The sequence below is a fragment of the Gordonia sp. PP30 genome (assembly GCF_023100845.1).
In the GTDB taxonomy this organism is placed as follows: domain Bacteria; phylum Actinomycetota; class Actinomycetes; order Mycobacteriales; family Mycobacteriaceae; genus Gordonia.
Map to the genome: position 1 here is coordinate 2,713,133 of NZ_CP095864.1, position 20,572 is coordinate 2,733,704.

The window sequence follows — 20,572 nt, forward strand, 5'->3', positions numbered from 1 at the left end:
GACGGGGCGCCGGGTCAGCCCCGGCGCCCCGCGTGGCGATCCTCTCAGCTCTGGCTGTGGAAGCCGGTTTCGGCGAGGCGGCGACGATCTTCCGGGGTCACCTCGACGCCGGCCGGCGACAGCAGGAACACCTTGGTCGCGACCTTGTCGAACGAGCCGCGCAGCGCGAAGACCAGGCCGGCCGCGAAGTCGACCATGCGCTTGGCATCGTCGTTGTTCATCTCGACCAGATCCATGATCACCGGGCTGCCGCTGCGGAAGCGCTCGCCGATGGTGCGGGCCTCCGAGTAGTCGGCCGGACGCAGGGTGGTGATCCGGCTCGCGGTCTCGGCGACCACCTCCGGCCGTACCTCGGGGGCGAGCGCGTTGGCGCCGCGGACGGCCATCACACCGCCGCGGGCGGTGACGTTGGCGCTCCGCGAGAGCGGCTCCAGGCGGCCACGCATCGGCGCCGGGCCCAGGTCGGCCTCCACGTGCACGGCGCGGGCGGCGTACACCCGATCGTCGCCGCGGCGGGCGTAGTCGACCTCGGCGTAGTCGGCCTCGTAGGGCTCGTCGTAGTACTCGTCGTGCGCACCGGCACCGCGGTAGCGCTCCATGTACAGGCGCTCGCGGGCGCTCATCGCCTCGCCGTGGCGGGCGGGCGCCGGAGCGTAAGCGTCGCCCATCGGCGCGGGTGCGCGGTCGGCCGGATCGGTCAGGTAGTCGTCCTCGTATTCACTCGGAGGCACCATGCCGAAATATGCCTTGAACTTCTGCATCGTCGTCATCGAGATGCCTTCCTGGTGATGAATGATCTTTTTGGTTCCCGTGTGACCAATGTGACTAGGGCGAGAGTAACGGCCGCGGCCCCATGATTGCGGTTCCGACACGCACACACGTCGATCCGTGTGCGATCGCCGCCTCCAGGTCACCGGACATGCCCGCGGACAGTTCGGCGGCATCCGGATACGCGGCGCGGAAGCGCTCGGCGATCGCGGCCGCATGTGCCAGGTGCGCATCCGGGTCGCCGTCGAGCGGCGCGACGACCATCAGGCCGTCCAGGCTCAGGATGCCGCCGTGCGCGGTCACCGCGTCAGCCAGCGCGGGCAGATCGGCCTCGACCACTCCCCCGCGCGCCGGATCGCCGTCGAGGCTGATCTGCAGTAGGACGCCGAGCGGCGTATCGCGCTCGCCGCGCTCGAGCGCGGCCGTCGTGGCGGTCGCCAGCGCCGCCACCAGTTCCGGCGAGTCGACGGACTGGACGCGCCGGGCCCAGCGGGCGATGGTCTTGGCCTTCTTGCGCTGCACCGAACCGATCATGTCCATGGTGAAGTCGGCGCCGGGCAGATCCGCGCGCACCTGCGCCACCTTCCGGCCGGCCTCGGGCTCACGGTTCTCGCCGAACTCGGTGGCGCCCAGCCGGACCAGGCGAGCCAGATCGTCGGCCGGAAAGTACTTGGTGACCACCATCAGCCGTGCGCTGCCGGGTGCCCGCCCGGCGGCCGCCTCGGCCGCGGCGATCCGCTCCCGGGTGGCGGCCAGCCCGGCCGCCAGCTCGTCGCTCCGCGGGTCAGCGCTCACTCCCGCTCCATCCAGATCACCGACGCGAGACGGCCGGTGGGCGCGCCGCGGCGATGGCTGAACAGGTCCGGGTCGGCGATGGTGCAGCGCGGGTCGACGGCGATGCCGGTGACCCCCGCGGCGCGGAGCTGGCGCTCGATGCCGGCCCGAAGGTCGAGTCCGGCGGTGCCCTTGGCGGTGCGGCAGGCGCTGCCGGGAAGATGCTTCTCCACGTCGCGCTGCATCTCCGGCGGCACCTCGTAGCGCTCGCCGGACGCCGCCGGGCCGAGCAGCACACCGATGCGCTCCGGCCGGGCGCCCAGACCGATCATGGTGTCCAGGACGGCCGGCACGATACCGATACGCGCGCCCACGCGCCCGGCGTGCACGGCGGCGATCACGCCGGCCTCGTCGTCGCTGAGCAGCAGCGGGACGCAGTCGGCGGTGAGGACGGCCAGGGCGAGGCCTTCCGCGGTGGTGACGAGGGCGTCGGTGGCCGGCACCGGCTCGGTGACGGGGCCGTCGACCACGGTCACGGTGCGGCTGTGGATCTGCTCCATCCACACCACGTCGCGCGGCGCGAGGCCGAGATCGGTGGCCAGTCGTGTCCGGTTGGCCGCGACGGCGGCCGGATCGTCGCCGACGTGGTCACCCAGGTTGAACGAGTCGTAGGGCGGGCGCGACACACCGCCGGCGCGGGTGGTGACCACGCGCCGCACCCGCCGCGCGGGCGTGTGCGGTGCCATCACTTCATGAAGTCGGGGACGTCGACCTCGTCGTCGTCGAGCCGGACCGTGTTGCGGCGCGGTGCCGGCGCGTCGGCGAACGGGTCCGCCTGCCGGGACGACCGCGAGCCGAACAGCGGGTCGTCGGCGGGCGGGGTGGCCGTGCGGCCGGCCTGCGCCTGCTCGACGGTGCCCGCGGCCCGGGTGGCCGCCGGGTTCTCGACCCGCTTGCGCGGGGTGCCGCCGTCGAAGCCCGCGGCGATCACCGTGACACGCACCTCGTCGCCGAGGTTGTCGTCGATCACGGTGCCGAAGATGATGTTCGCGTCCTCGTGCGCGGCCTCCTGGACCTGCGTGGCGGCGTTGTTGATCTCGAACAGGCCGAGGTCGCTGCCACCGGCGATCGAGATGAGCACGCCGCGCGCGCCCTCCATCGAGGCCTCCAGCAGCGGCGAGTTGATCGCCGACTCGGCGGCCTTGCGCGCCCGGTCCTCGCCGCGTGCGGCGCCGATGCCCATCAGCGCGCTGCCCGCGTCGCTCATCACGCCCTTGACGTCGGCGAAGTCGACGTTGATCAGACCCGGGGTGGTGATCAGGTCGGTGATGCCCTGCACGCCGTTGAGAAGCACCTCGTCGGCGCTGCGGAACGCGTCCATCAGGCTGACCTGGGAGTCGCCCAGCTGCAGCAGACGGTCGTTCGGGATGACGATGAGCGTGTCGCAGGACTCGCGCAGCGCCGCGATGCCCTCGTCGGCCTGGTTGCCGCGCCGCTTGCCCTCGAAGGAGAACGGGCGGGTCACGACGCCGACGGTGAGCGCACCGAGTTTGCGCGCGATTCCGGCGACGACGGGCGCGCCGCCGGTGCCGGTACCGCCGCCCTCGCCCGCGGTCACGAAGACCATGTCGGCGCCCTGCAACAGATCCTCGATCTCGTCGCGGGCGTCCTCGGCGGCCTTGCGGCCGACCTCGGGATTGGCGCCGGCGCCGAGTCCACGGGTGGACTCACGGCCGATGTCGAGCTTCACGTCGGCATCGCTGATCAGCAGCGCCTGCGCATCGGTGTTGATGGCAATGAATTCGACGCCCTTGAGGCCCTGCTCGATCATGCGGTTGACGGCGTTGACGCCGCCGCCGCCGATGCCGACGACCTTGATGACGGCCAGGTAGTTGTGGGGTGGCGTCATGATGCCTTCCTGTGCTGCAGAACCCTAAAGCTCAACCAAAGGGTTATAGTTATGTCAAGTACCGGTGTTGAGAACGACGGTATCGAGCCCTCCGCGCTGCGCGCGGAGGCGCGCCGAACGACGCCGGAATTTCTGCTCAGCTCACGGCCGGATAGTCGGGCGCGGAGACGTTGTAGGTGTTCCCCGCCATCGGGAGGATGTGCGAGAGGGCGTCGGCCTTGTCCGCGCCGCGCTCGGCATCACCCCAGATCACCGTGCGCCCCTTGGTCAGATGCAAGGTCAGGTCGGCCGGCGACGACGCCGACACCGACTCGACCTGCGGCCGCAGCCAGCCGGGCAGCCCGCCGATCATCTCCAGCGCGGCGAGCGTGGTCGGGTCGCGCGGGCCCGGATCGCTGACGTCGAGCACCGGCAGGTCGCGCAGCGCGACACCGCCGATCGCGGTCTTGCCCATCGCCGCGCGCGACGCGTACGCGACGTAGACCACCCCGAGCCGGTCCATCACGCCGAGCCGGCCGTCCGCCTGCTTGATCAGCGCCCGCGGGGTCCGCTCGGTGACCGCGATGTGCAGCGCCGAGGGATAGCTGCGATCCACCCGGACCGCCTCCACCGCCGGGATCCGTGAGACGCGCCGGGCGATCGCCGCGGTGTCGACCTGGAGCAGCGGCTTGCCCATCGGCACCTCGGCGACGGTCAGGACCTCCTGCTGCGGCACCCCGGCCGTGCCGGTCACCTGGACCTCCCGCACCGACATCAGCGGCGAGAAGTAGGCCGCGGCCACCAGACCGCCGAGCACCGCCAGCAGCGCCAGGATGCCGAGTGCCCGCCAGAGCCGACGGCGGCCGGCGCGCCGGAGTTCGGCACGTTCGGCGCGCTGCGGGTCGTGCGTGCGGGCCTGTCTCACGATTCGAGTGCGGCCAGGATCGGCGGCGCCTGCATGGTGATGTCACCGGCGCCGATGGTGAGCACCAGGTCGCCGGGCCGGGCCCGGTCGGCGACCGCCGCGGGCAGGTCGGACACCGAGGCGACGAAGACCGCGGGCACGGTCACCGCATCGGAGATCAGCCGCCCGGTCACCCCGGGGCGCGGCTCCTCGCGGGCGCCGTACACGTCGGCGACGATCACCTCGTCGGCCAGGCTCAGGGCCTGCGCGAACTCCGGCGCGAACTCCTCGGTCCGCGAGTAGAGATGCGGCTGGAACAGCGCGATCACCCGGCCGCCGGAGTCGCCGACCACCGAGCGCGCCGCCGTCAGCACCGCGCGGACCTCGGTGGGATGGTGCGCGTAGTCGTCGTACAGCGCGACCCGGCCCGCGGTGCCGCGGAACTCGAAGCGCCGATGCACCCCGCCGAAGCTCTCGATCCCGTCGAGGACCGAGGCGGCCTGTGCCCCGGGATCCACCGACAGGCAGCCGAGCAGCGCGCCGAGCGCGTTGAGGGCCATGTGATCGCCCGGGAGAGTCACTTGCATGCCCCGCTTCACCGGCGTCGGGACCACCGGGCGGGTCAGTTCCACCTCGGCGCTGCTGCCGGTGCCGCGCGGGGTGATCGACCACACCCGTCCGGCGAGCGGCACGCCCGGGGCCAGGTCGGCGTGCCGGCCGGTGCCGTAGCCGATCACACGGACGCCGGACTGCGCCAGCGCATCCGTCTGCCGCCCGGCCAGCGCCGCCGCGCCGGGATCATCGAGGCAGACCACCAGCGTGCCGCCGGGGCGGATGAGGCCGGTGAAGTCGTCGAAGACCTGGACGTACGCCGCTTCGGTGCCGAAGAAGTCGAGATGGTCGGCCTCGATGTTGGTCACCACCACCACGTCCGGCCGGTATTGCAGCAGCGACCCGTCGCTCTCGTCGGCCTCGGCGACGAAGATCCGGCCGCTGCCGTGGTGTGCGTTGGTCCCCGACTCGTTGAGTTCGCCGCCGATTGCGAACGACGGGTCTGTGCCGCAGTGCTGCAGCGCGACGACCGCCATCGACGTGGTCGAGGTCTTACCGTGGGTTCCGGTGATCAGCAGCGTCCGGTAGCCGTCCATGAGCTGGGCCAGCACCTGCGGCCGGTACAGCACGGGGATGCCGCGGCGGCGGGCTTCCACCAGTTCGATGTTGTCGGCCGGGATCGCGGCCTGGGTGGTGACGACGACCGTGGGGCCGCCGTCGAGCAGATCGAGGGCCGACGGGTCGTGCCCGATGCGCACCTGCGCGCCGCGCGCCCGCAAGTCGATCAGCGCCCGGCCGTCGCGGCCGTCCGACCCGGACACCTGGCCGCCGCGGGCCAGCAGGATCCGGGCGAGACCGGACATGCCCGCTCCCCCGATACCGACCATGTGGACGCGGGCGAGTTGCTGCGGCAGCGAGTCGCTCATCGTTCGGCCCGCCCGGTGCGGTGCTCGGCGGCCAGCGACAGCGCGGTCGCGGCGACCTTGTCCGCGGCATGGCGGTGTCCGCTGCCGACGCCGGCGGCGGTCATCGCGGCCAGCCGGGCCGGGTCGCCGAGCAGGGCGGGCACCTCGCGGGCCACGTAGTCGGACGTCATCTCGGCGTTGTCGACCAGCAGGGCGGCACCGGCATCGACGACCGGCAGCGCGTTGAGCCGCTGCTCGCCGTTGCCGTGCGGCAGCGGCACGTAGATCGCGGGCAGACCCGCCGCAGTGACCTCGGCGACCGTCATCGCGCCCGATCGGCAGATCACCAGGTCGGCGGCCGCGTAGGCCAGGTCCATCCGGTCCACATAGGGCACGGCGACGTAGCGCGGCGCCCCGGCGGGCGACTCGGGCGAGACGGTGTTCTTCTTCCCGTGTGCGTGCAGGACGCCGATCCCGGCGGCGCCGAGGGCGCCGGCCGCACCGGCGACGGCCTCGTTGAGCTGCTGAGCACCCTGCGAGCCGCCGAAGACGAGCAGCACCGGCGCCTGCGGGTCCAGGCCGAAGAAGGCCCGCGCCTCGTCTCGCAGGGCGGCGCGGTCGAGGTCGGCGATGGCGCGCCGGACCGGGATACCGACCACCTCGGCGCCGGCCAGACCGGAACCGGGTACCGCCGCCATCACCTGGTCGGCCAGCCGCTGTCCCACCTTGTTGGCGATGCCCGCACTGGCGTTGGCCTCGTGGATCAGCACCGGAATCCGGCGGCGGCGGGCCGCCCGGCCGCGGGCCGCCAGGTAGGCCGGCAGCGCGACGTAACCGCCGAAACCGACGACGACGTCGGCGTCCACCTCGGCGAGGACCCGGCGGGCGGCACGCACCGACCGGTCGAGCCGGTACGGCGTCTTCAGCAGATCCATGCCGGGTTTGCGCGGCAGCGGTGCGGGCGGAATCAGCCGCAGGTCGTAGCCGCGCGCCGGGACCAGCGTGGTCTCCAGGCCCTTCGGCGTGCCGAGCGCGGTGACGCGGGCGAGCGGGTCGAGGCGCCGGACGGCATCGGCCACCGCCAGCGCCGGCTCGATGTGTCCCGCGGTGCCCCCGCCGGCGACGACCACCGAAAGGCCAGAATTGCTGCTCACCGGTGCCTGTACTCCGTTCGTCGCGGCGAGCCTGCCGCCCGGTCGCGGGCCGCGGACCGGCGCGGATCCGGCGGAATCCGGGTGCTCGCCTGCCGATCAGGATAGTGGATCTCGTCGCTGCGCTGTGCGGCCGCCCGCGGCGCGCGGCGCCGGTCGTCGTGGGGCGGCAGCGAGGTCCGCGGCGGTGGGACGCGGCCGGCCCGCGAGCGGGAGGCCTGCTGCCGCGGCGCCGACGGCCTGTACATCGGCGTGCGCGGGGCCGGGGTCCGCAGCGGTGGGGTCCGCAGCGGTGGTGTCCGGAGCGGCGGGGTCCGCGGCGCCGACCGGGCATCGGGACGGCCGCCACGGTGCGGGGCACGCCGCTGCTCGCGCCGGGGCTCGGGGGCACGCCCGGCGGTCCGGCGCCGGTCGAGCCGGTCGCGGGCGCCGTCGACCACCTGGGCCCGATAGGCGGCCGGCCGGGGCAGCCGCAGCAGCCGGGACAGGCCGCGCTGGCCGGCACCGGACAGCGCGACGACCGCCTCGGGTTCGTGCCGGGCCGCACTCGCCATCAGGCCGAGCATGGTGAGCATGGTGAGCATCGACGTGCCGCCCTGGGACAGCAGCGGCAGCTGGATACCGGTCACCGGCAGCAGTCCGACCACGTAGCCGACGTTGATGAACATCTGCGCGGTGATCAGCACCGTGATGGAGCCGGTGAGCAGCCGCAGGAACGGGTCGGCGGACCGGCGGGCGATCCGCATGCCGACGTACGCCAGCAGCAGGAACAGGCCGACCACGATCAGCCCGCCGATCAGGCCGGTCTCCTCGACGAGGATGGCGAAGATGAAGTCGTTGTGCGCGTTCGGCAGGTAGTTCCACTTCGCGGTGCTCTGCCCGAGACCCACGCCGAAGACGCCGCCGTTGGCGAGTGCGTACTTGGCCTGCATGGCCTGGTAGCCCCCGTCGAGCGGGTCGGCCGAGCCGAGGAAGCTGAACACGCGCGCCGCGCGGTATTCGGCGGTGAACGCGGCGACGGCACCGGCCAGCACGAAGAAGCCCGCGAACCCGGCGAAGACCGGGCCGGGCAGCCCGGCGAACCACAGCAGCGCCGCCGTGATGAGGACGACGATGATCGTCGTCGAGAGATTCGGTTCGAGGATGATCAGCGCGCACATGAACACCACCACCGGGAGCAGCGGGAACAGCAGCTCCTTACCGGTCGCCCCGGCCGTGCGGCGCGAGGCGAGCAGGTGCGCGCCCCAGATGCACAGTGCCAGTTTGGCCAGCTCGGATGGCTGGATCGAGACGCCGGCCACCTCGAACCAGCGGCGCGCGCCGTCCACCTTGACGCCCAGGTGCGGCACCAGCACCAGGATCAGCAGTGCCAGGCTGACCAGCAACCCGAAGGTCGCGAACCGGCGGAAGAAGCGGATCGGCAGCCGGAGCACGACGTAGAACAGGATCCAGCCGATGATCGCGAACACGACCTGCATGGCGAACGCGCCGTAGGCCGAGTGACTCTCCGAGTAGCCCTCCACGGACGACGCGGACTGCACCATGATCAGGCCGAACACGGTGAGGATGGCGGCCAGCCCGACCACCAGGTGGAACGACGTCAGCGGGCGCGCCATCAGGGTGCGGATGCCCTCGCGGGCGGTGGAGATCCAGGTCCGCAGGTCGACGGTGGGGAGACCGAAGGTCAGCGGGCGCGCGGCGGACCGCCGCGGCGCGCGGCCCGGCCGGCGGCGCGCGGACGCCGCCGCGGCGCGGCGCCGCGGACGAACGTCGTCACCCGCGGGTTCGGTGTCGTCGCCCGCGGCGGCGTCCTCCCGAGCGTCGTCCGCTCCGGCGTCGTCCTCCCGGACGTCGTCGGCCGGGGCCGCGTCGGGCACGTCCGTGTCGTCGATGGGCGCGTGGTCGGCGGGTGCGTGGTCGACGGCCTCGTCGCCGATCGCCGCCTCGTCGGCGACGGTGTCCTCGATCCCGGCGTCCGCGTCGTCGCGCTGCGAGCCTGGGCCCGGCATGTCAGCGCTCCGCGACGGCGCCGGCCAGCCTCGTGGCGGCGGCGGCGAAACTGTCGCCGCGGGCACCGTAGGAGGCGAACATGTCCAGCGACGCGGCGGCCGGGGCCAGCAGCACCGCGCGGGTGTCCGGCGCGTCCTGGGCCAGCGCCCAGGCCTGGCCGACGGCCTGCGCCATCACGGCGTCGGCGTCGCTGAGGTCCGGCCGCCCGGCGGCGAGAGCGCCGTCCGCGGGAGCCGTCACGTCGGGACCGGCGATGCGTTGAAGAGTCACCCCGCCATCGTCTCCTGTGAACACTGTGACTACTGGGACCTGTGGGGCGTGTCGCGCGATCGCGTCGACAATCACCTGCCGATCGCGGCCGATCGCGACCACTCCGGTGAGCCGTCCGGCGCAGGTGCGCACCAGGTCGTCGACCGGCGCCCCCTTGAGCAGACCGCCCGCGATCAGGACCACCCGGTCGTGCCCGACGATCGCGGCCTGCGCCGCGTGCGGGTTGGTGGCCTTGGAGTCGTCGATGAAGTCGACCTCACCGATCCGGGCCACCACCTGCCCGCGATGCGCGGCAGGCGAGAACGTCGCGAGTCCGCGGGCGACGGCCGCCGTGGACACCCCGATGGCCCGGGTCAGCGCCGCCGCGGCGAGCGCGTCGGCCATCCCGGAGGGTCCGGCCGGGCGCACCCGGTCCGCCGGCAGCAGTTCGGCGGGCGCCCGGGTGATCGGCCGCGAGCCGCCGGCATCGTCGAAGGCCGCGTCGACCAGCATCCCGTGCTGGCGACCGAGCTGCCCGGGGCCGGGCGCGGCGAGGGTGAAACCGACCCGCCTGCTCCCCGCCGGTGTGGCGAGTGCCCCGGCCACCGGATCGTCCAGGCCGACCACCGCGACGTCCCCGAGAAGCACCTGCGCCTTGGCGTCGCGGTACGCCTCGAAGGAGCCGTGCCAGTCGAGGTGGTCGTCGGCGATGTTGAGCACCACGCCGGCCCGCGGGCGCACCGACGGCGCCCAGTGCAGCTGGAAGGACGAGAGCTCCACGGCCAGCACCTCGGCCCGCGGCTCAGCAGACAGCGCGTCGAGCACGGTGAGACCGATGTTCCCGCAGGCCAGCGCACTGATTCCGGCGGCCCGCAGGATGGACTCGGTCATCGCCGTGGTGGTGGTCTTCCCGTTGGTGCCGGTGATCACCAGCCAGGTACGGGGCGCACCGGTCAGACCGGCACGGTCCAGCCGCCAGGCCAGCTCCACGTCGCCCCACACTCCGGTCCCGGCGGCCTGGGCCGCGAGCAGGAAGGGGTTCGTCGGGCTGAAGCCGGGCGAGGTGACCACCAGGTCGACGCCGGAGAAGGCCCCGGCCCCGGTCAGATAGCGCTCCGGTGCGTGCTCGGCGTCCGACTCGGCGCCGGCGAACCGGCGGTCGACGACGACGGCCGAGGCACCCAGCCCGGTCACGGCGCGCACCACCGCGGCCCCGGTGGTCCCGGCGCCGGCGACGAGGATGCGGGCACCGCTCAGGTCGAGCGGATCGGTCGAGAATCCCACGATCAGCCCGACACCCATTCGCCGTAGAAGAGTCCCAGGCCGAGCGCGCACGAGATGGCGGTGAGCAGCCAGAACCGGATGATCACCGTGGTCTGGTCCCACCCGCCGAGCTCGAAGTGGTGGTGGAAGGGCGCCATCCGGAAGGGTCGCTTGCCGGTGGTCCGGAACGACGCGACCTGGATCATCACCGATACGATCTCGGCGACGAAGAGCGCGCCGATCACGATCATCAGCAGCTCGGTGTGGGTGGTCATCGACAGACCGGCGACGACGCCGCCGAGGGCCAGCGAGCCGGTGTCGCCCATGAAGATCTTGGCCGGGGCCGCGTTCCACCAGAGGAAGCCGAGGCAGGCCGCCGCCGCGACCATCGCGACGAGCGCCAGGTCGTGCGGGTCGCGGACGTTGTAGCAGGTGGCGAGCTGATCGCTCTTGTCCACGATGTCGCAGGCATGCTGTTCCTGCCAGATGGTGATCAGCACATAGGTGCCCATCACCATGGCCGTCGACCCGGCGGCGAGGCCGTCGAGGCCGTCGGTGAAGTTGACCGCGTTGGACCAGGCGTACACCACCAGCCAGCAGAAGATGACGAAGCCGACGCCGGTCAGCGTGATGGCCTCGATGTCGCGCACGTACGACAGGTGGTCGTTGGCCGGGGTCCGCCCGCGATCGTTGCGGAACTGCAGGAGCAGGACGCCGAAGACCACCGCGACCACCAGCTGGCCGATGGTCTTCTGCGTCTTGTTCAGGCCCAGGTTGCGATGCTTGGCGAGTTTGATGAAGTCGTCGAGGAAGCCGACGAAGCCCAGGCCGGTGGCGAGCCCGAGGACCAGCAGGCCGGAGGCGGTCGGCCCGCCGTCGCCCATCGCCCAGCTGTACACGTACGAGCCCAGGTACCCGGCCCACATCGCAAGGATGATCGCCAGGCCGCCCATCGACGGGGTACCGGCCTTGGCCTGATGGCTGGCCGGGCCGTCCTGGCGGATCTCCTGACCCCAGGCCCGCCGCGAGAACTCCCGGATCAGTACCGGCGTCAGCAGAATCGCCACGGCCAGCGCGATCGCCCCCGCGATCAGGATCTGAGTCATGCCGAGTGTCCTTCGTCATCGACCGCCGCCGTGTGCGAGGGCCGGTTGAAAACCCTAGCGCGCACCCGTCCTACCGACGGGTATCGACCTGGGTGATTGTGGCCGGTGTGACACGGGTGAGGTGTCATGAGGTCCGTACCCGCACGTCGAGGGCGGGGTCGGCCTCCCACAGGGAGAGCAGCGCCCGGCGCAGGTCCGGTCCGCCGCACACCAGCACGATGTCGCCGGCCCGCGGGGCGCCCGCGGTGCCCGCCGCCTCGGTCAGCTGCGCGACGAGCTCGTCGACGGTGGCCGCGAACCCGGCCTCGTCGCCCCACGAGCCCTCCATGATGGCGCCCTGGTACAGCGCCCGGACGGCGCGCGAGCCGCCGACGGCGACCGTCTGGTCGACGGCCAGGCGCACGGCTTGGCGGCCGAGCAGGTCGTAGGCGAGGCAGCGCACGTTCTCGTCGTCGACGGGCGCGTCGTCACCGGCGGCGAGTTCACCGAAGATCGCCCAGGTGCGACGATGGGCGGCCTCGTCGTCACCGGACTCCCGGTGCGCGCTGCCGACCCCGCTGTCGGCGGCCTCGGCGACCAGCTCGCGCAGCGCGGTGCGTGCCGTATCCACGGTCACCGGCTCGGCCGGCAGGTGCACGGCCAGCACCTGGTCGCCGGCTGCCCGCTGGTCCAGCGCGTCGGCGAGCACCCGGCGGTCGTCGAAGGGGTACTTGTGCCCGGCGATCTCCTGGCCGGTCTCGTGTCCTTTGCCCGCGATCAGCACGGTGTCGCCGGTGGCGGCCCAGGCCACGGCCTCGGCGATCGCCGCCGCCCGGTCACCGGTCTCCCGGATCTGCGCGGCACGACGTTCCGCGGGCGGCACGGCGCGCGCCCCGGCGGCCACCGCGGCCCGGATCGCGGCCGGGTCCTCGCTGCGCGGGTTGTCGTCGGTGACGATCACCAGGTCCGCGCCGCGCGCGGCGGCGGCACCCATCAGCGGGCGTTTCTCGGTGTCTCGGTCGCCACCCGCGCCCAGCACCACGGCGATCCGCCCGGGGGTCTGCGCGGCGAGCGTCGCCAACACCGCCTCGACGGCCGCCGGCTTGTGCGCGTAGTCGACGACGGCCAGGAAGTCCTGCCCGCGGTCCACCTTCTCCAGCCGGCCGGGAACCGCGACCTGCGCCAGACCGCCGATCGCGGTCGGCACCGGCACCCCGGCGGCGTCCGCCAGCGCGACCGCCAGCAGCGCGTTGGCGATGTTGTAGGCACCCGGCAGCGGCACCGTCATGACATGCTCGGCGCCGCCCGGTGCGGCCACCACGACGGTCTGCGAGCCGGCGTCGGCGGTCACCTCACCGGCCACCGACCACGACGCGTCACCGGCCGGGCCGGTGGTGGCGACCGTGGCGACCCGCTCCGCGCTCTCCCGCGCGAGCCCGGCCATCCGCTCACCCGCGGCATCGTCGACGCAGATCACCGCGACGGCGGCGCGCACCGGCGAGTCACCGGCGAACAGCCGCGCCTTGGCGTCGAAGTACTCGTCCATGGTCCGGTGGAAGTCCAGGTGATCCTGGGACAGGTTGGTGAAACCGCCGACCGCGAAGCACGAGCCGTCCACCCGGCCCAGCGACAGGGCGTGGCTGGACACCTCCATCACCACCGCGTCGACGCCGCGCTCGGCCATCACGGCGAACAGCCGCTGCAGGTCGGGGGCCTCGGGGGTGGTCAGTGAACTCGGCTCCGGCACCCCGTCGATGCGGGTCTCGACGGTCCCGATCAGCCCCACCCGGTGTCCGGCGGCCCGCAGCGCCGCCTCGGTCAGATACGACGTCGTCGTCTTCCCGGAGGTGCCGGTGACGCCGATCAGCGTGAACTTCCGCGAGGGGTCGCCGTAGACGCGGGCCGAGATCACGCCGAGTACCGCGCGCGGATCGTCGTGCACCAGGACCGGAACACCGGCCGTGGCCTCGGCGGCGCGGAGCAGCGTCAGCCCGGCCGGATCGGTGAGCACCGCGATGGCACCGGCCGCGACGGCGTCCGCGGCGTACTGCGCACCGTGGGCCCGGCTGCCGGGGAGCGCCGCGAACAGATCGCCGGGGGCGGCGTGCTGTGCGCGCAGCGTGGCCCCGAGCACGCGCCGATTGTCACCGACCAGTTCGGCCCCCGACACACCGGCCAATTCGGTCAGGTCCGCGCCGACCGGCCGCTCCGGGCGCACCATCGCCCGCTGCGCGTTCTCCGCCACCTGCTGCTCACACCCTTACCGTCGTCACGCCCGGATCGCCGTCTTGACGCCGATCACTCCGATTGTCGTCCCCGGGGAGAAGCCTATGCTTCCAGCCGGAGCCGCGGTGCCCTGGTCGTCGAGTAAGGCACCTTCTCGTGCTGCAGCAGCCATCCGCCGATGGTGCTGAACAGCGGCGCCGCCGACTGACCGCCGCTGCCGTCCGAGCTGCGCACCGGGTTGTCGAGCATGATGCCGATCACGTAGCGCGGGTGGTCGGCGGGGGCGATCCCGGCGAAGGTGATGTTGTAGCTCGACTTGGAGTAGCAGTTGCACGACGGGTCCACCTGCTGGGCGGTACCGGTCTTGCCGGAGGTCTGGTAGCCGGCGATGGCGCCCTTGGCGCCGGTGCCGTTCTGGACGCCCATCGGATCGTCCTGCATCACCGCGCGGAACATGTTGCGGACCGTCTTCGCGGTCTCCGGGCTCACCACCCGCACCGGCTCGGGCTTGCTGAACCCGGCCCCGCGCTCCCCGTCGGCCGGGACCAGGATGCGTGGCGGCACGCGCACGCCGTTGTTCGCGATCGCCTGGTACATCGAGGTCATCTGCAGGAGCGTCATCGACAGGCCCTGGCCGATCGGCAGGTTGGCGAACGAGCCGCCCGACCACTGGCTGAGGGCGGGCACGTCGCCGGCCGATTCGGCGGGCAGGCCCACACCGGTGCGCTGGCCGAGACCGTAGGCGTCGAGCATGTCGGCGAAGCGCTTCTCCCCCACCCGCTGCGCCAGCATCAGGGTGCCGACGTTCGACGACTTCCCGAAGATCCCGGTGGTGGTGTACGGCGTCACCCCGTGCACCCACGCGTCGTTGACGGTGATCCCGGCCATCCGGATGGAGCCGGGCACCTGGTGCACCTCGTCCGGGGTGGTGAGGCCGTATTCGATGGCCGCCGAGGCCACCACCAGCTTGTTCACCGAGCCGGGCTCGAACGGCGAGGTGACCGACCGGTTGCCCAGGTCGGCGCCGCTCTGTTCGCTGAGCGGGCGCGAGGCGTTGAAGGTGTCGTCGTTGGCCATGGCCAGCACCTCGCCGGTGCGCGCGTCGAGCACCACCGCGGAAGCGCTCTTGGCGCCGGAGTTCTTCTTCGCCGCGTTGACCTGCGCCTGCACGAACCACTGCACGTCGGAGTCGAGCGTGAGCCGGACCGTCTTGCCGTCGATGGCCGGATGGACGTTGCGCTTGCTGCCCGGGATCACCGCGCCGTCGGACCCGCGGTCGATGGTCTCGGTGCCGTTCATCCCGGCCAGGATCGGATCGAGCGACGACTCCAGCCCGATCAGGCCGTTGCCGTCGAAGTTGACGTCGCCGACCACGTTGGCGCCCAGCGAGCCGCCCGGGTAGACGCGGATCGACTGCGGGTCCGCCCCCACCTCGGGGAAGTCGGTGGTGATGCGGTTGGCGGTCTCCGGGCTGACCGAGCGGGCCAGGTAGACGAACTGGTCGTTGGAGGTGAGCTTGGCCAGCAGGTCGTCGGACGAGATGGATCCGCCGAGGTCGGTGGAGACCCCGTCGGCGATCTGCCGCAGCCGGGTGTTCACGTCGGGCAGCTGCGGATTCTTCTTGTGCTCGGCGTCGATCGACTTGCGGACGGCCTGCGGCAGGAAGGTCAGTGCCCGGGCCTCGCCGGTGTACGCGAGCGGGCGGCCGTTGCGGTCGACGATCGCGCCGCGCTTGGCGTAGAGGGTGACGACGTCCTCACGCTGCTGCGCCGCCTTCGCGGACAGTTCGGGCGCATCGATGACGTTGAGGTAGACCAGCCGGCCGCCGACCGCGAACGCGAGCACCAGCGCGAAGATGCCGAGCAGACGCTGACGCCCGATGAAGCGGCGGGTCGGCGCATCGGCGTCACGCCGGGTGTCCGGGGCCGGGGGGTGAGGGGAGCTCATGATCGTTCCATCCTCTCCCTGGTCAGCGTTGCGGTGGGTTATTGCGGCTCGGCGTGGCGCCGCGCGGCAGAACATTCGGGGCCGGGATCTGGCCCTGATCGTCGGTGGCCGGCGATGTCGTGGCGGCCGGCGGCTGCGAACCGGTGGACGGGGTCGCGGCCGGGGCGGGGGTCGTGGTCGACGGCGAGGCCGAGGGTGCCGCCGACGGGGCCGGCTGCCCACCGAGGCCGCCGGAGTCGTCGACCTTGCCCGGATCGATCTGCGACACCGGGTCCGGGGCGGGGTTCAGCGAACCGAGGCGCTTCCCCTCGGCAGGGGTGAGCTCGCCCTTCAGGCGCGCCTTGCCGTCCGGCCCGACCACCAGGTGGGCGGAGTCGGCGGCCGGCACCATGCCGAGCTTCTGCGCCTTGTCGGCCAGTTCGGGCGCCGAGTCCCCGGCGTCGACGGTGCGCTTGAGACCGTCGCGCTGGTCCTGCAGCGCCGAATTCTGGTTCCGGACGGTGGTGAGCGCGTAGGAGTCCTGCGCGGATCTGGTCGTCAGGAACAGCGTGAGGCCGAGCGCGCCGACCACCAGCAGGACGATCGGAATGATGAACGGGATGTCGGCCAGGCCGGACAGCACGCCGGAGGGCCCCCGCGCACCCGGCCCGGCCACCGGCGCCTCCGCGCGGCGCGGACGGCGCACACGGGGCGGCGCCGGGACGGTCTCGGCCGTACCGGCGCGCGCCCGCGGGGTCCGCGCGGCCGGACTCGCCGTCGCCCGGGGCGTGGAGGTCCCGGGCGACGAGGTCCGGGGGGTGCGGCTCGCGGCGGTGCGCTCACGGCGGCGGCGAGCGGCCCCGGGACGCGTGGTCGATCGGTCGTCGAGAAGTGTCACCGCCGATTCCTCTCTTCGGGTGCGGGGGCGATTCGTTCGATGGCGCGCACCCGGACCGGGGCGCTTCGGGGGTTGTCCCGGCGCTGCTGCTCATCCGCCTGTTCGGCGCCCCGGGTGACCAGGGCGAACTGGGCCGATGTGCCGGGCAGGTCGACGGGGAGGCCGGCCGGGGTGGTGTTGCGCACCGCCTGGGCGAAGTCCCGCTTGACGATCCGGTCCTCCAGCGACTGGTAGCTCATCACGGCCAGCCGGCCACCGACCGCGAGCAGCGCGAGCGACGCCGGGACGACGGCCCGCAGCGAGTCCAGTTCGCGGTTGACCTCGATGCGCAGCGCTTGGAAGGTCCGCTTGGCCGGGTGCCCGCCGGTGCGGCGGGTCGCGGCCGGAATCGTCGCGTACAGCAGTTCCACCAGCCGTCCGCTGGTCGTGAACGGCTCGATCTCGCGTTCCCGGAGGACCGCCGAGGCGATCTTCCCGGCGAACCGCTCCTCGCCGTATTCGCTGAGGACCCGCGCCAGGGCACCGTGATCGTAGGTGTTGAGGATGTCGGCGGCGGTCAGCTCGTCGCCGGGGTTCATCCGCATGTCGAGCGGCGCGTCGACGGCGTAGGCGAAGCCGCGGTCGGCCTGGTCGAGCTGCATGGACGAGACGCCCAGGTCCAGCAGGATCCCGTCGACCTGCGCCAGACCCGCATCGCGGGCGACGTCGGCGATCTCGTCGTATCGGGCGTGATGGAACACCGCGCGATCACCGAACGGTGCGAGTCGTTCGCGGGCGATCTCGAGCGCGTTCTCGTCCCGGTCGATGCCGTGGACGGTGAGTCCGGGGAGCCGGGTGAGGAAGAGTTCGGTGTGTCCGCCGGCACCCAGGGTGCCGTCGATCAGGACCGCGCCGGTGCCGTCGTCGTGCACGCGGGTGAGCGCCGGGGTCAGCAGTTCGACCATGCGGTCGGCCATCACGGGGACGTGGCCGTGCTCGCCCGGGGACGGGGAGTCGGCCGGGGCGCCGGATACGGTCATCGCCTCTCCCCTGTCTCGGTGGTGGTCAAGACGGTGGAGAAATGGAACGGCGGTGAGGCGGGGTCCCCGCCCGAGTCGCACCTGGCGTTGGGGAAGTACGTCAGGGTCGGCCGGGCCGAGGCCTCGCCTCACCGCAGCGGTCCATTTCTTCACTTGTCTTAGAGGATCGCGTCCAGCGCGGCGGAGCCGCCGGCCGCGAAGGCCTCCTCGTGTGCAGCCTGGTAGGCGTCCCATGCGGCCGCATCCCAGATCTCCAGGTGGTCGAACTGCCCGGTGACCACGCAGTCTTTCTGCAGGCCGGCCCATGCGCGAAGCCCCGCCGACAGGTTGACCCGGCCCTGGCCGTCGAGACTCTGCTCGTCGGCGTTGGCCATCATCAGCCGGACGTACGCGCGGGCTTCCGGATCGTTGCGCGACGCCTGGTTCGCCCGCTGGGCGATGGCGCCGAACTCCTCGGCCGGATACACCGCCAGGCTGTGATCGAGGGCTTTGGTGACCACGACCCCTCCTGACAAGGCGTTCCGGAACTTCGCGGGCAGTGTGAGCCGCCCTTTGTCGTCGAGCTTGGGCGAGTAGGTGCCGATGAAGCCAGCCACATCGCCACCTCCTGCCCGGGTATCGGTGAGGAGATTCCGGGTTCCCCCTCATCGACATCCACCACATTACCCCACTTTCCACCACTTTCCACCCCCTGCGCCCCACTCGCACACCACTGAGCATTGTTTACGCAGGTCATGGCGTCTTACACGAAGGAGATTCTCAGGAAAGGCCCGTGGCGTCCGGCGCGTCTCAACGGATGCCAGCGAGGCTGAACAGCATAAAAGTGGCAGGTGGGACTCATCTAAAGAACCCAGTGGGGCGAAGTGGGTGATCGGGGTGGGGCGAAGTGGGTAGTCGTGGTGGAGCGCTCACGAACACGTGCCACCGGCCCCGGCGGCACGACGAAAAAAGCGGGGCCGCGGTCTCCGTGGAGACTGCGGCCCCGCTTCTGCGGAACTCTTCTCAGGCGGTCAGTGACCGTCCTGGTGGAAGCGCCGGTTAAACCGGTCTTCCATGCGGGAACTCAGCGAACCCTTCGAGCCGTTCTTCGACGACTTGCCGGAACCGTCCGCGGACGCCGAACCGCCACGCGGACCGAGCACCAGGATCAGCCCGCCGCCGAACATCACGAAGAATCCGACCAGGCTCAGGATCGGGAAGTCGCCGATCCGGACGCGCACCATGATGCCGCCCACCAGCAGCACCAGACCGAGCAGCAGGAGGAGGACCGCCTGCCACTGGCGGCGCGCGGAAGGACGACCGACCCGCTGCTTACTGACGTTCGAGACGAACTTCGGGTCCTCGGCGTACAGCGCGCTCTCGATCTCATCGAGCATCCGCTGCTCATGCTCTGAAAGCGGCACCGCGCCCTCCCTTACTCCGTCGCGACGGGCACCGCGGAATTCGGCGACCGTTTCTCACTCCATGATAGGAGCAGAATCCTCCGGCGACCACTATTCCCTCCGGGACGATCCGCCACCCTCCCCCACCGCGGCCCACCGGATCAGGCGCCGATCCGGCGAGCCGGGCGCTCGGCGCCGGGCAGCGCCCCCTGCTCGTAGGCGAGCAGGCTGGCATCGGCCGCGTCGAGGAACTCGGCGGCGCGTCGTTCGACGCGGGCGCAGAGGGTGTCGTCCACCTGCCGGACCAGGCCCACCTCCACCTTCTCTCGCATGGCGGACAGGCCGCCGAAGTATTCGGCCAGTTCGGCGTACTGCGGCGCGGCCGCTTTGATCCGGCTCCACGCGTCGCGGGCGTTGCGGCGCCTGCGCACCGGGCCGGGCGGCTCGTAGACGGCCAGCACCGCGCCGGCCGCCCGGATGGCGGCCAGATAGAACTGCCGGAACCGCTCGGCGCCGTCGTCGGTGACGCGCGCGGCGTCCTCGAACAGCACCTCGGCCCGGTCGAGCAGGTCCCGGCTGCGCAGGACCACCCGCGGGTCGGCCGTCGCCGTCATGCGGCTCGTCGTCGACTTTCCGGTCATATGAACCCCTCGCCTCCTTCTGTCGACAAGAACGTCTCACGTGCCTACGACAATCCCGGGCCGGCGGGCCTTCGCCGGATGCGCGAGAGCCGGCGGCCCGGCGTCTTCCCCACCGGTCCGCCGACTCTCGGCTCATCGAAACTTTGTTCGATACCGGAAGACTAACCCCCACTCGGGGCCGTCGGCAAGTGCCGCTAATCTCACTGGCAACGCACCCGGATACGACGGCGAAAGGCAGGTGGGTCCGCCCATGGCGGTTCGGATCGTCTCCCTGGCCGCCGCCGATGCCGATCAGTGGATCGATCCGGCCGTGCACACCTATGTGACCGCCATGCGGTACGCGCGCGGCACCGAGCAGAGCCGCACCGGACTGTGGCGCGATCACCTGCATCGGCCGGGCTGGACGGCGGTGGCCGCGCTGGCCACGGCGTCGCCGATGGATCTGCTGCGGCCGACATACGCCCGGCTGCGGGTCACCGCGCCGTGGACCGCCGACCGCGAGGTCCTGGTCGGTATCGCCTACGGCTACACCGGCGCCGCGGACCAGTGGTGGAACCGGCAACTGCGCTCGGGCCTGGCCCGCCACGGCTGCTCACCGGACCAGGTGGCGGCGATCGCGTCCGACTACTTCGAGCTCACCGAGCTGCACGTCCACCCGGTAGCGCAGGGCCGCGGCCTCGGCCAGGCACTGCTCACCCGGCTGCTGTCCGGGCGCCCCGAGTCCCGGGTCCTGCTGTCCACGCCGGAGGTGCGGGGTGAGGAGAACCGGGCGTGGTCGCTGTACCGGCGGCTCGGATTCGACGACGTGCTGCGCGGTTTCACCTTCGCCGGTGACCCCCGGCAGTTCGCCTTCCTGGGCCGGTCGCTGCCGCTGCCGGACGCGCCCGGCGACGTCGCGGCGGGGGAGAACCCGCCCACTCTGGCACGATGA

18 protein-coding genes are annotated in these 20,572 nt (G+C 72.2%); 1 reads left to right on the forward strand and 17 read right to left on the reverse strand.

Annotation, left to right across the window (positions count from 1 at the left end; all coding sequences use genetic code 11):
• Nucleotides 1-44 precede the first annotated feature (44 nt).
• From MYK68_RS12540 to MYK68_RS12620, 17 genes are all read right to left on the reverse strand, one after another.
• Entirely contained in the window at nucleotides 45-770 is a 726-nt protein-coding gene (locus tag MYK68_RS12540) for a cell division protein SepF (RefSeq protein ID WP_247864023.1), read from the reverse strand.
• Nucleotides 771-825: 55 nt separating this feature from the next.
• Nucleotides 826-1,563 (reverse strand): YggS family pyridoxal phosphate enzyme, encoded by a 738-nt coding sequence (locus MYK68_RS12545; protein WP_247864024.1) that lies wholly within the window; start codon nucleotides 1,561-1,563, stop codon nucleotides 826-828.
• Complete coding sequence (gene pgeF / locus MYK68_RS12550) at nucleotides 1,560-2,288, reverse strand: peptidoglycan editing factor PgeF (protein WP_247864025.1); 729 nt, start codon at nucleotides 2,286-2,288, stop codon at nucleotides 1,560-1,562. Before pgeF ends, MYK68_RS12545 begins: the two co-directional genes overlap by 4 nt.
• Nucleotides 2,288-3,451: a cell division protein FtsZ gene (ftsZ, locus tag MYK68_RS12555; protein WP_247864026.1), complete on the reverse strand. Its 1,164-nt coding sequence runs from the start codon at nucleotides 3,449-3,451 to the stop codon at nucleotides 2,288-2,290. Before ftsZ ends, pgeF begins: the two co-directional genes overlap by 1 nt.
• A 136-nt stretch (nucleotides 3,452-3,587) precedes the next feature.
• Nucleotides 3,588-4,355, reverse strand: a complete 768-nt coding sequence (locus MYK68_RS12560; RefSeq protein ID WP_247864027.1) for a cell division protein FtsQ/DivIB — start codon at nucleotides 4,353-4,355, stop codon at nucleotides 3,588-3,590.
• The gene (gene murC / locus MYK68_RS12565) at nucleotides 4,352-5,812 is read right to left on the reverse strand and encodes a UDP-N-acetylmuramate--L-alanine ligase (protein ID WP_247864028.1); all 1,461 of its coding nucleotides are present in this window, start codon (nucleotides 5,810-5,812) and stop codon (nucleotides 4,352-4,354) included. The genes MYK68_RS12560 and murC overlap by 4 nt, the downstream gene beginning before the upstream one ends.
• Nucleotides 5,809-6,945: an undecaprenyldiphospho-muramoylpentapeptide beta-N-acetylglucosaminyltransferase gene (gene murG, locus MYK68_RS12570; protein WP_247864029.1), complete on the reverse strand. Its 1,137-nt coding sequence runs from the start codon at nucleotides 6,943-6,945 to the stop codon at nucleotides 5,809-5,811. Before murG ends, murC begins: the two co-directional genes overlap by 4 nt.
• Nucleotides 6,942-8,951, reverse strand: a complete 2,010-nt coding sequence (gene ftsW, locus MYK68_RS12575; RefSeq protein ID WP_247864030.1) for a putative lipid II flippase FtsW — start codon at nucleotides 8,949-8,951, stop codon at nucleotides 6,942-6,944. The genes murG and ftsW overlap by 4 nt, the downstream gene beginning before the upstream one ends.
• Before the next feature lies 1 nt (nucleotide 8,952).
• Nucleotides 8,953-10,503 carry a UDP-N-acetylmuramoyl-L-alanine--D-glutamate ligase gene (gene murD, locus MYK68_RS12580; RefSeq protein ID WP_247864031.1) on the reverse strand — a complete coding sequence of 517 codons (1,551 nt, stop codon included), beginning with the start codon at nucleotides 10,501-10,503 and terminating at the stop codon, nucleotides 8,953-8,955.
• Nucleotides 10,488-11,570: a phospho-N-acetylmuramoyl-pentapeptide-transferase gene (gene mraY / locus MYK68_RS12585; protein ID WP_247864032.1), complete on the reverse strand. Its 1,083-nt coding sequence runs from the start codon at nucleotides 11,568-11,570 to the stop codon at nucleotides 10,488-10,490. The genes murD and mraY overlap by 16 nt, the downstream gene beginning before the upstream one ends.
• Nucleotides 11,571-11,694: 124 nt before the next feature.
• A complete protein-coding gene (locus MYK68_RS12590) occupies nucleotides 11,695-13,770 on the reverse strand; it encodes a UDP-N-acetylmuramoyl-L-alanyl-D-glutamate--2,6-diaminopimelate ligase (RefSeq protein ID WP_349306176.1) in 2,076 nt (691 codons plus the stop codon).
• 107 nt (nucleotides 13,771-13,877) lie between these two features.
• Complete coding sequence (locus tag MYK68_RS12595; RefSeq protein WP_247864034.1) at nucleotides 13,878-15,722, reverse strand: peptidoglycan D,D-transpeptidase FtsI family protein; 1,845 nt, start codon at nucleotides 15,720-15,722, stop codon at nucleotides 13,878-13,880.
• A 22-nt stretch (nucleotides 15,723-15,744) separates the two neighbouring features.
• Nucleotides 15,745-16,599, reverse strand: coding sequence for a cell division protein FtsL (gene ftsL, locus MYK68_RS12600; protein WP_247864035.1), 855 nt, complete (start codon nucleotides 16,597-16,599; stop codon nucleotides 15,745-15,747).
• Nucleotides 16,596-17,618 carry a 16S rRNA (cytosine(1402)-N(4))-methyltransferase RsmH gene (gene rsmH, locus MYK68_RS12605; protein WP_247864036.1) on the reverse strand — a complete coding sequence of 341 codons (1,023 nt, stop codon included), beginning with the start codon at nucleotides 17,616-17,618 and terminating at the stop codon, nucleotides 16,596-16,598. The genes ftsL and rsmH overlap by 4 nt, the downstream gene beginning before the upstream one ends.
• A 158-nt stretch (nucleotides 17,619-17,776) precedes the next feature.
• Nucleotides 17,777-18,214 (reverse strand): division/cell wall cluster transcriptional repressor MraZ, encoded by a 438-nt coding sequence (mraZ, locus tag MYK68_RS12610; protein WP_247864037.1) that lies wholly within the window; start codon nucleotides 18,212-18,214, stop codon nucleotides 17,777-17,779.
• A 414-nt stretch (nucleotides 18,215-18,628) separates the two neighbouring features.
• Entirely contained in the window at nucleotides 18,629-19,021 is a 393-nt protein-coding gene (locus tag MYK68_RS12615) for an SCO2097 family morphological protein (protein ID WP_247864038.1), read from the reverse strand.
• 140 nt (nucleotides 19,022-19,161) lie between these two features.
• Entirely contained in the window at nucleotides 19,162-19,641 is a 480-nt protein-coding gene (locus MYK68_RS12620; RefSeq protein ID WP_247864039.1) for an SAV_6107 family HEPN domain-containing protein, read from the reverse strand.
• Between the two features lie 250 nt (nucleotides 19,642-19,891).
• On the opposite strand from MYK68_RS12620, the gene MYK68_RS12625 reads away from it, so the two are divergent.
• Nucleotides 19,892-20,572 carry a GNAT family N-acetyltransferase gene (locus tag MYK68_RS12625; protein WP_247864040.1) on the forward strand — a complete coding sequence of 227 codons (681 nt, stop codon included), beginning with the start codon at nucleotides 19,892-19,894 and terminating at the stop codon, nucleotides 20,570-20,572.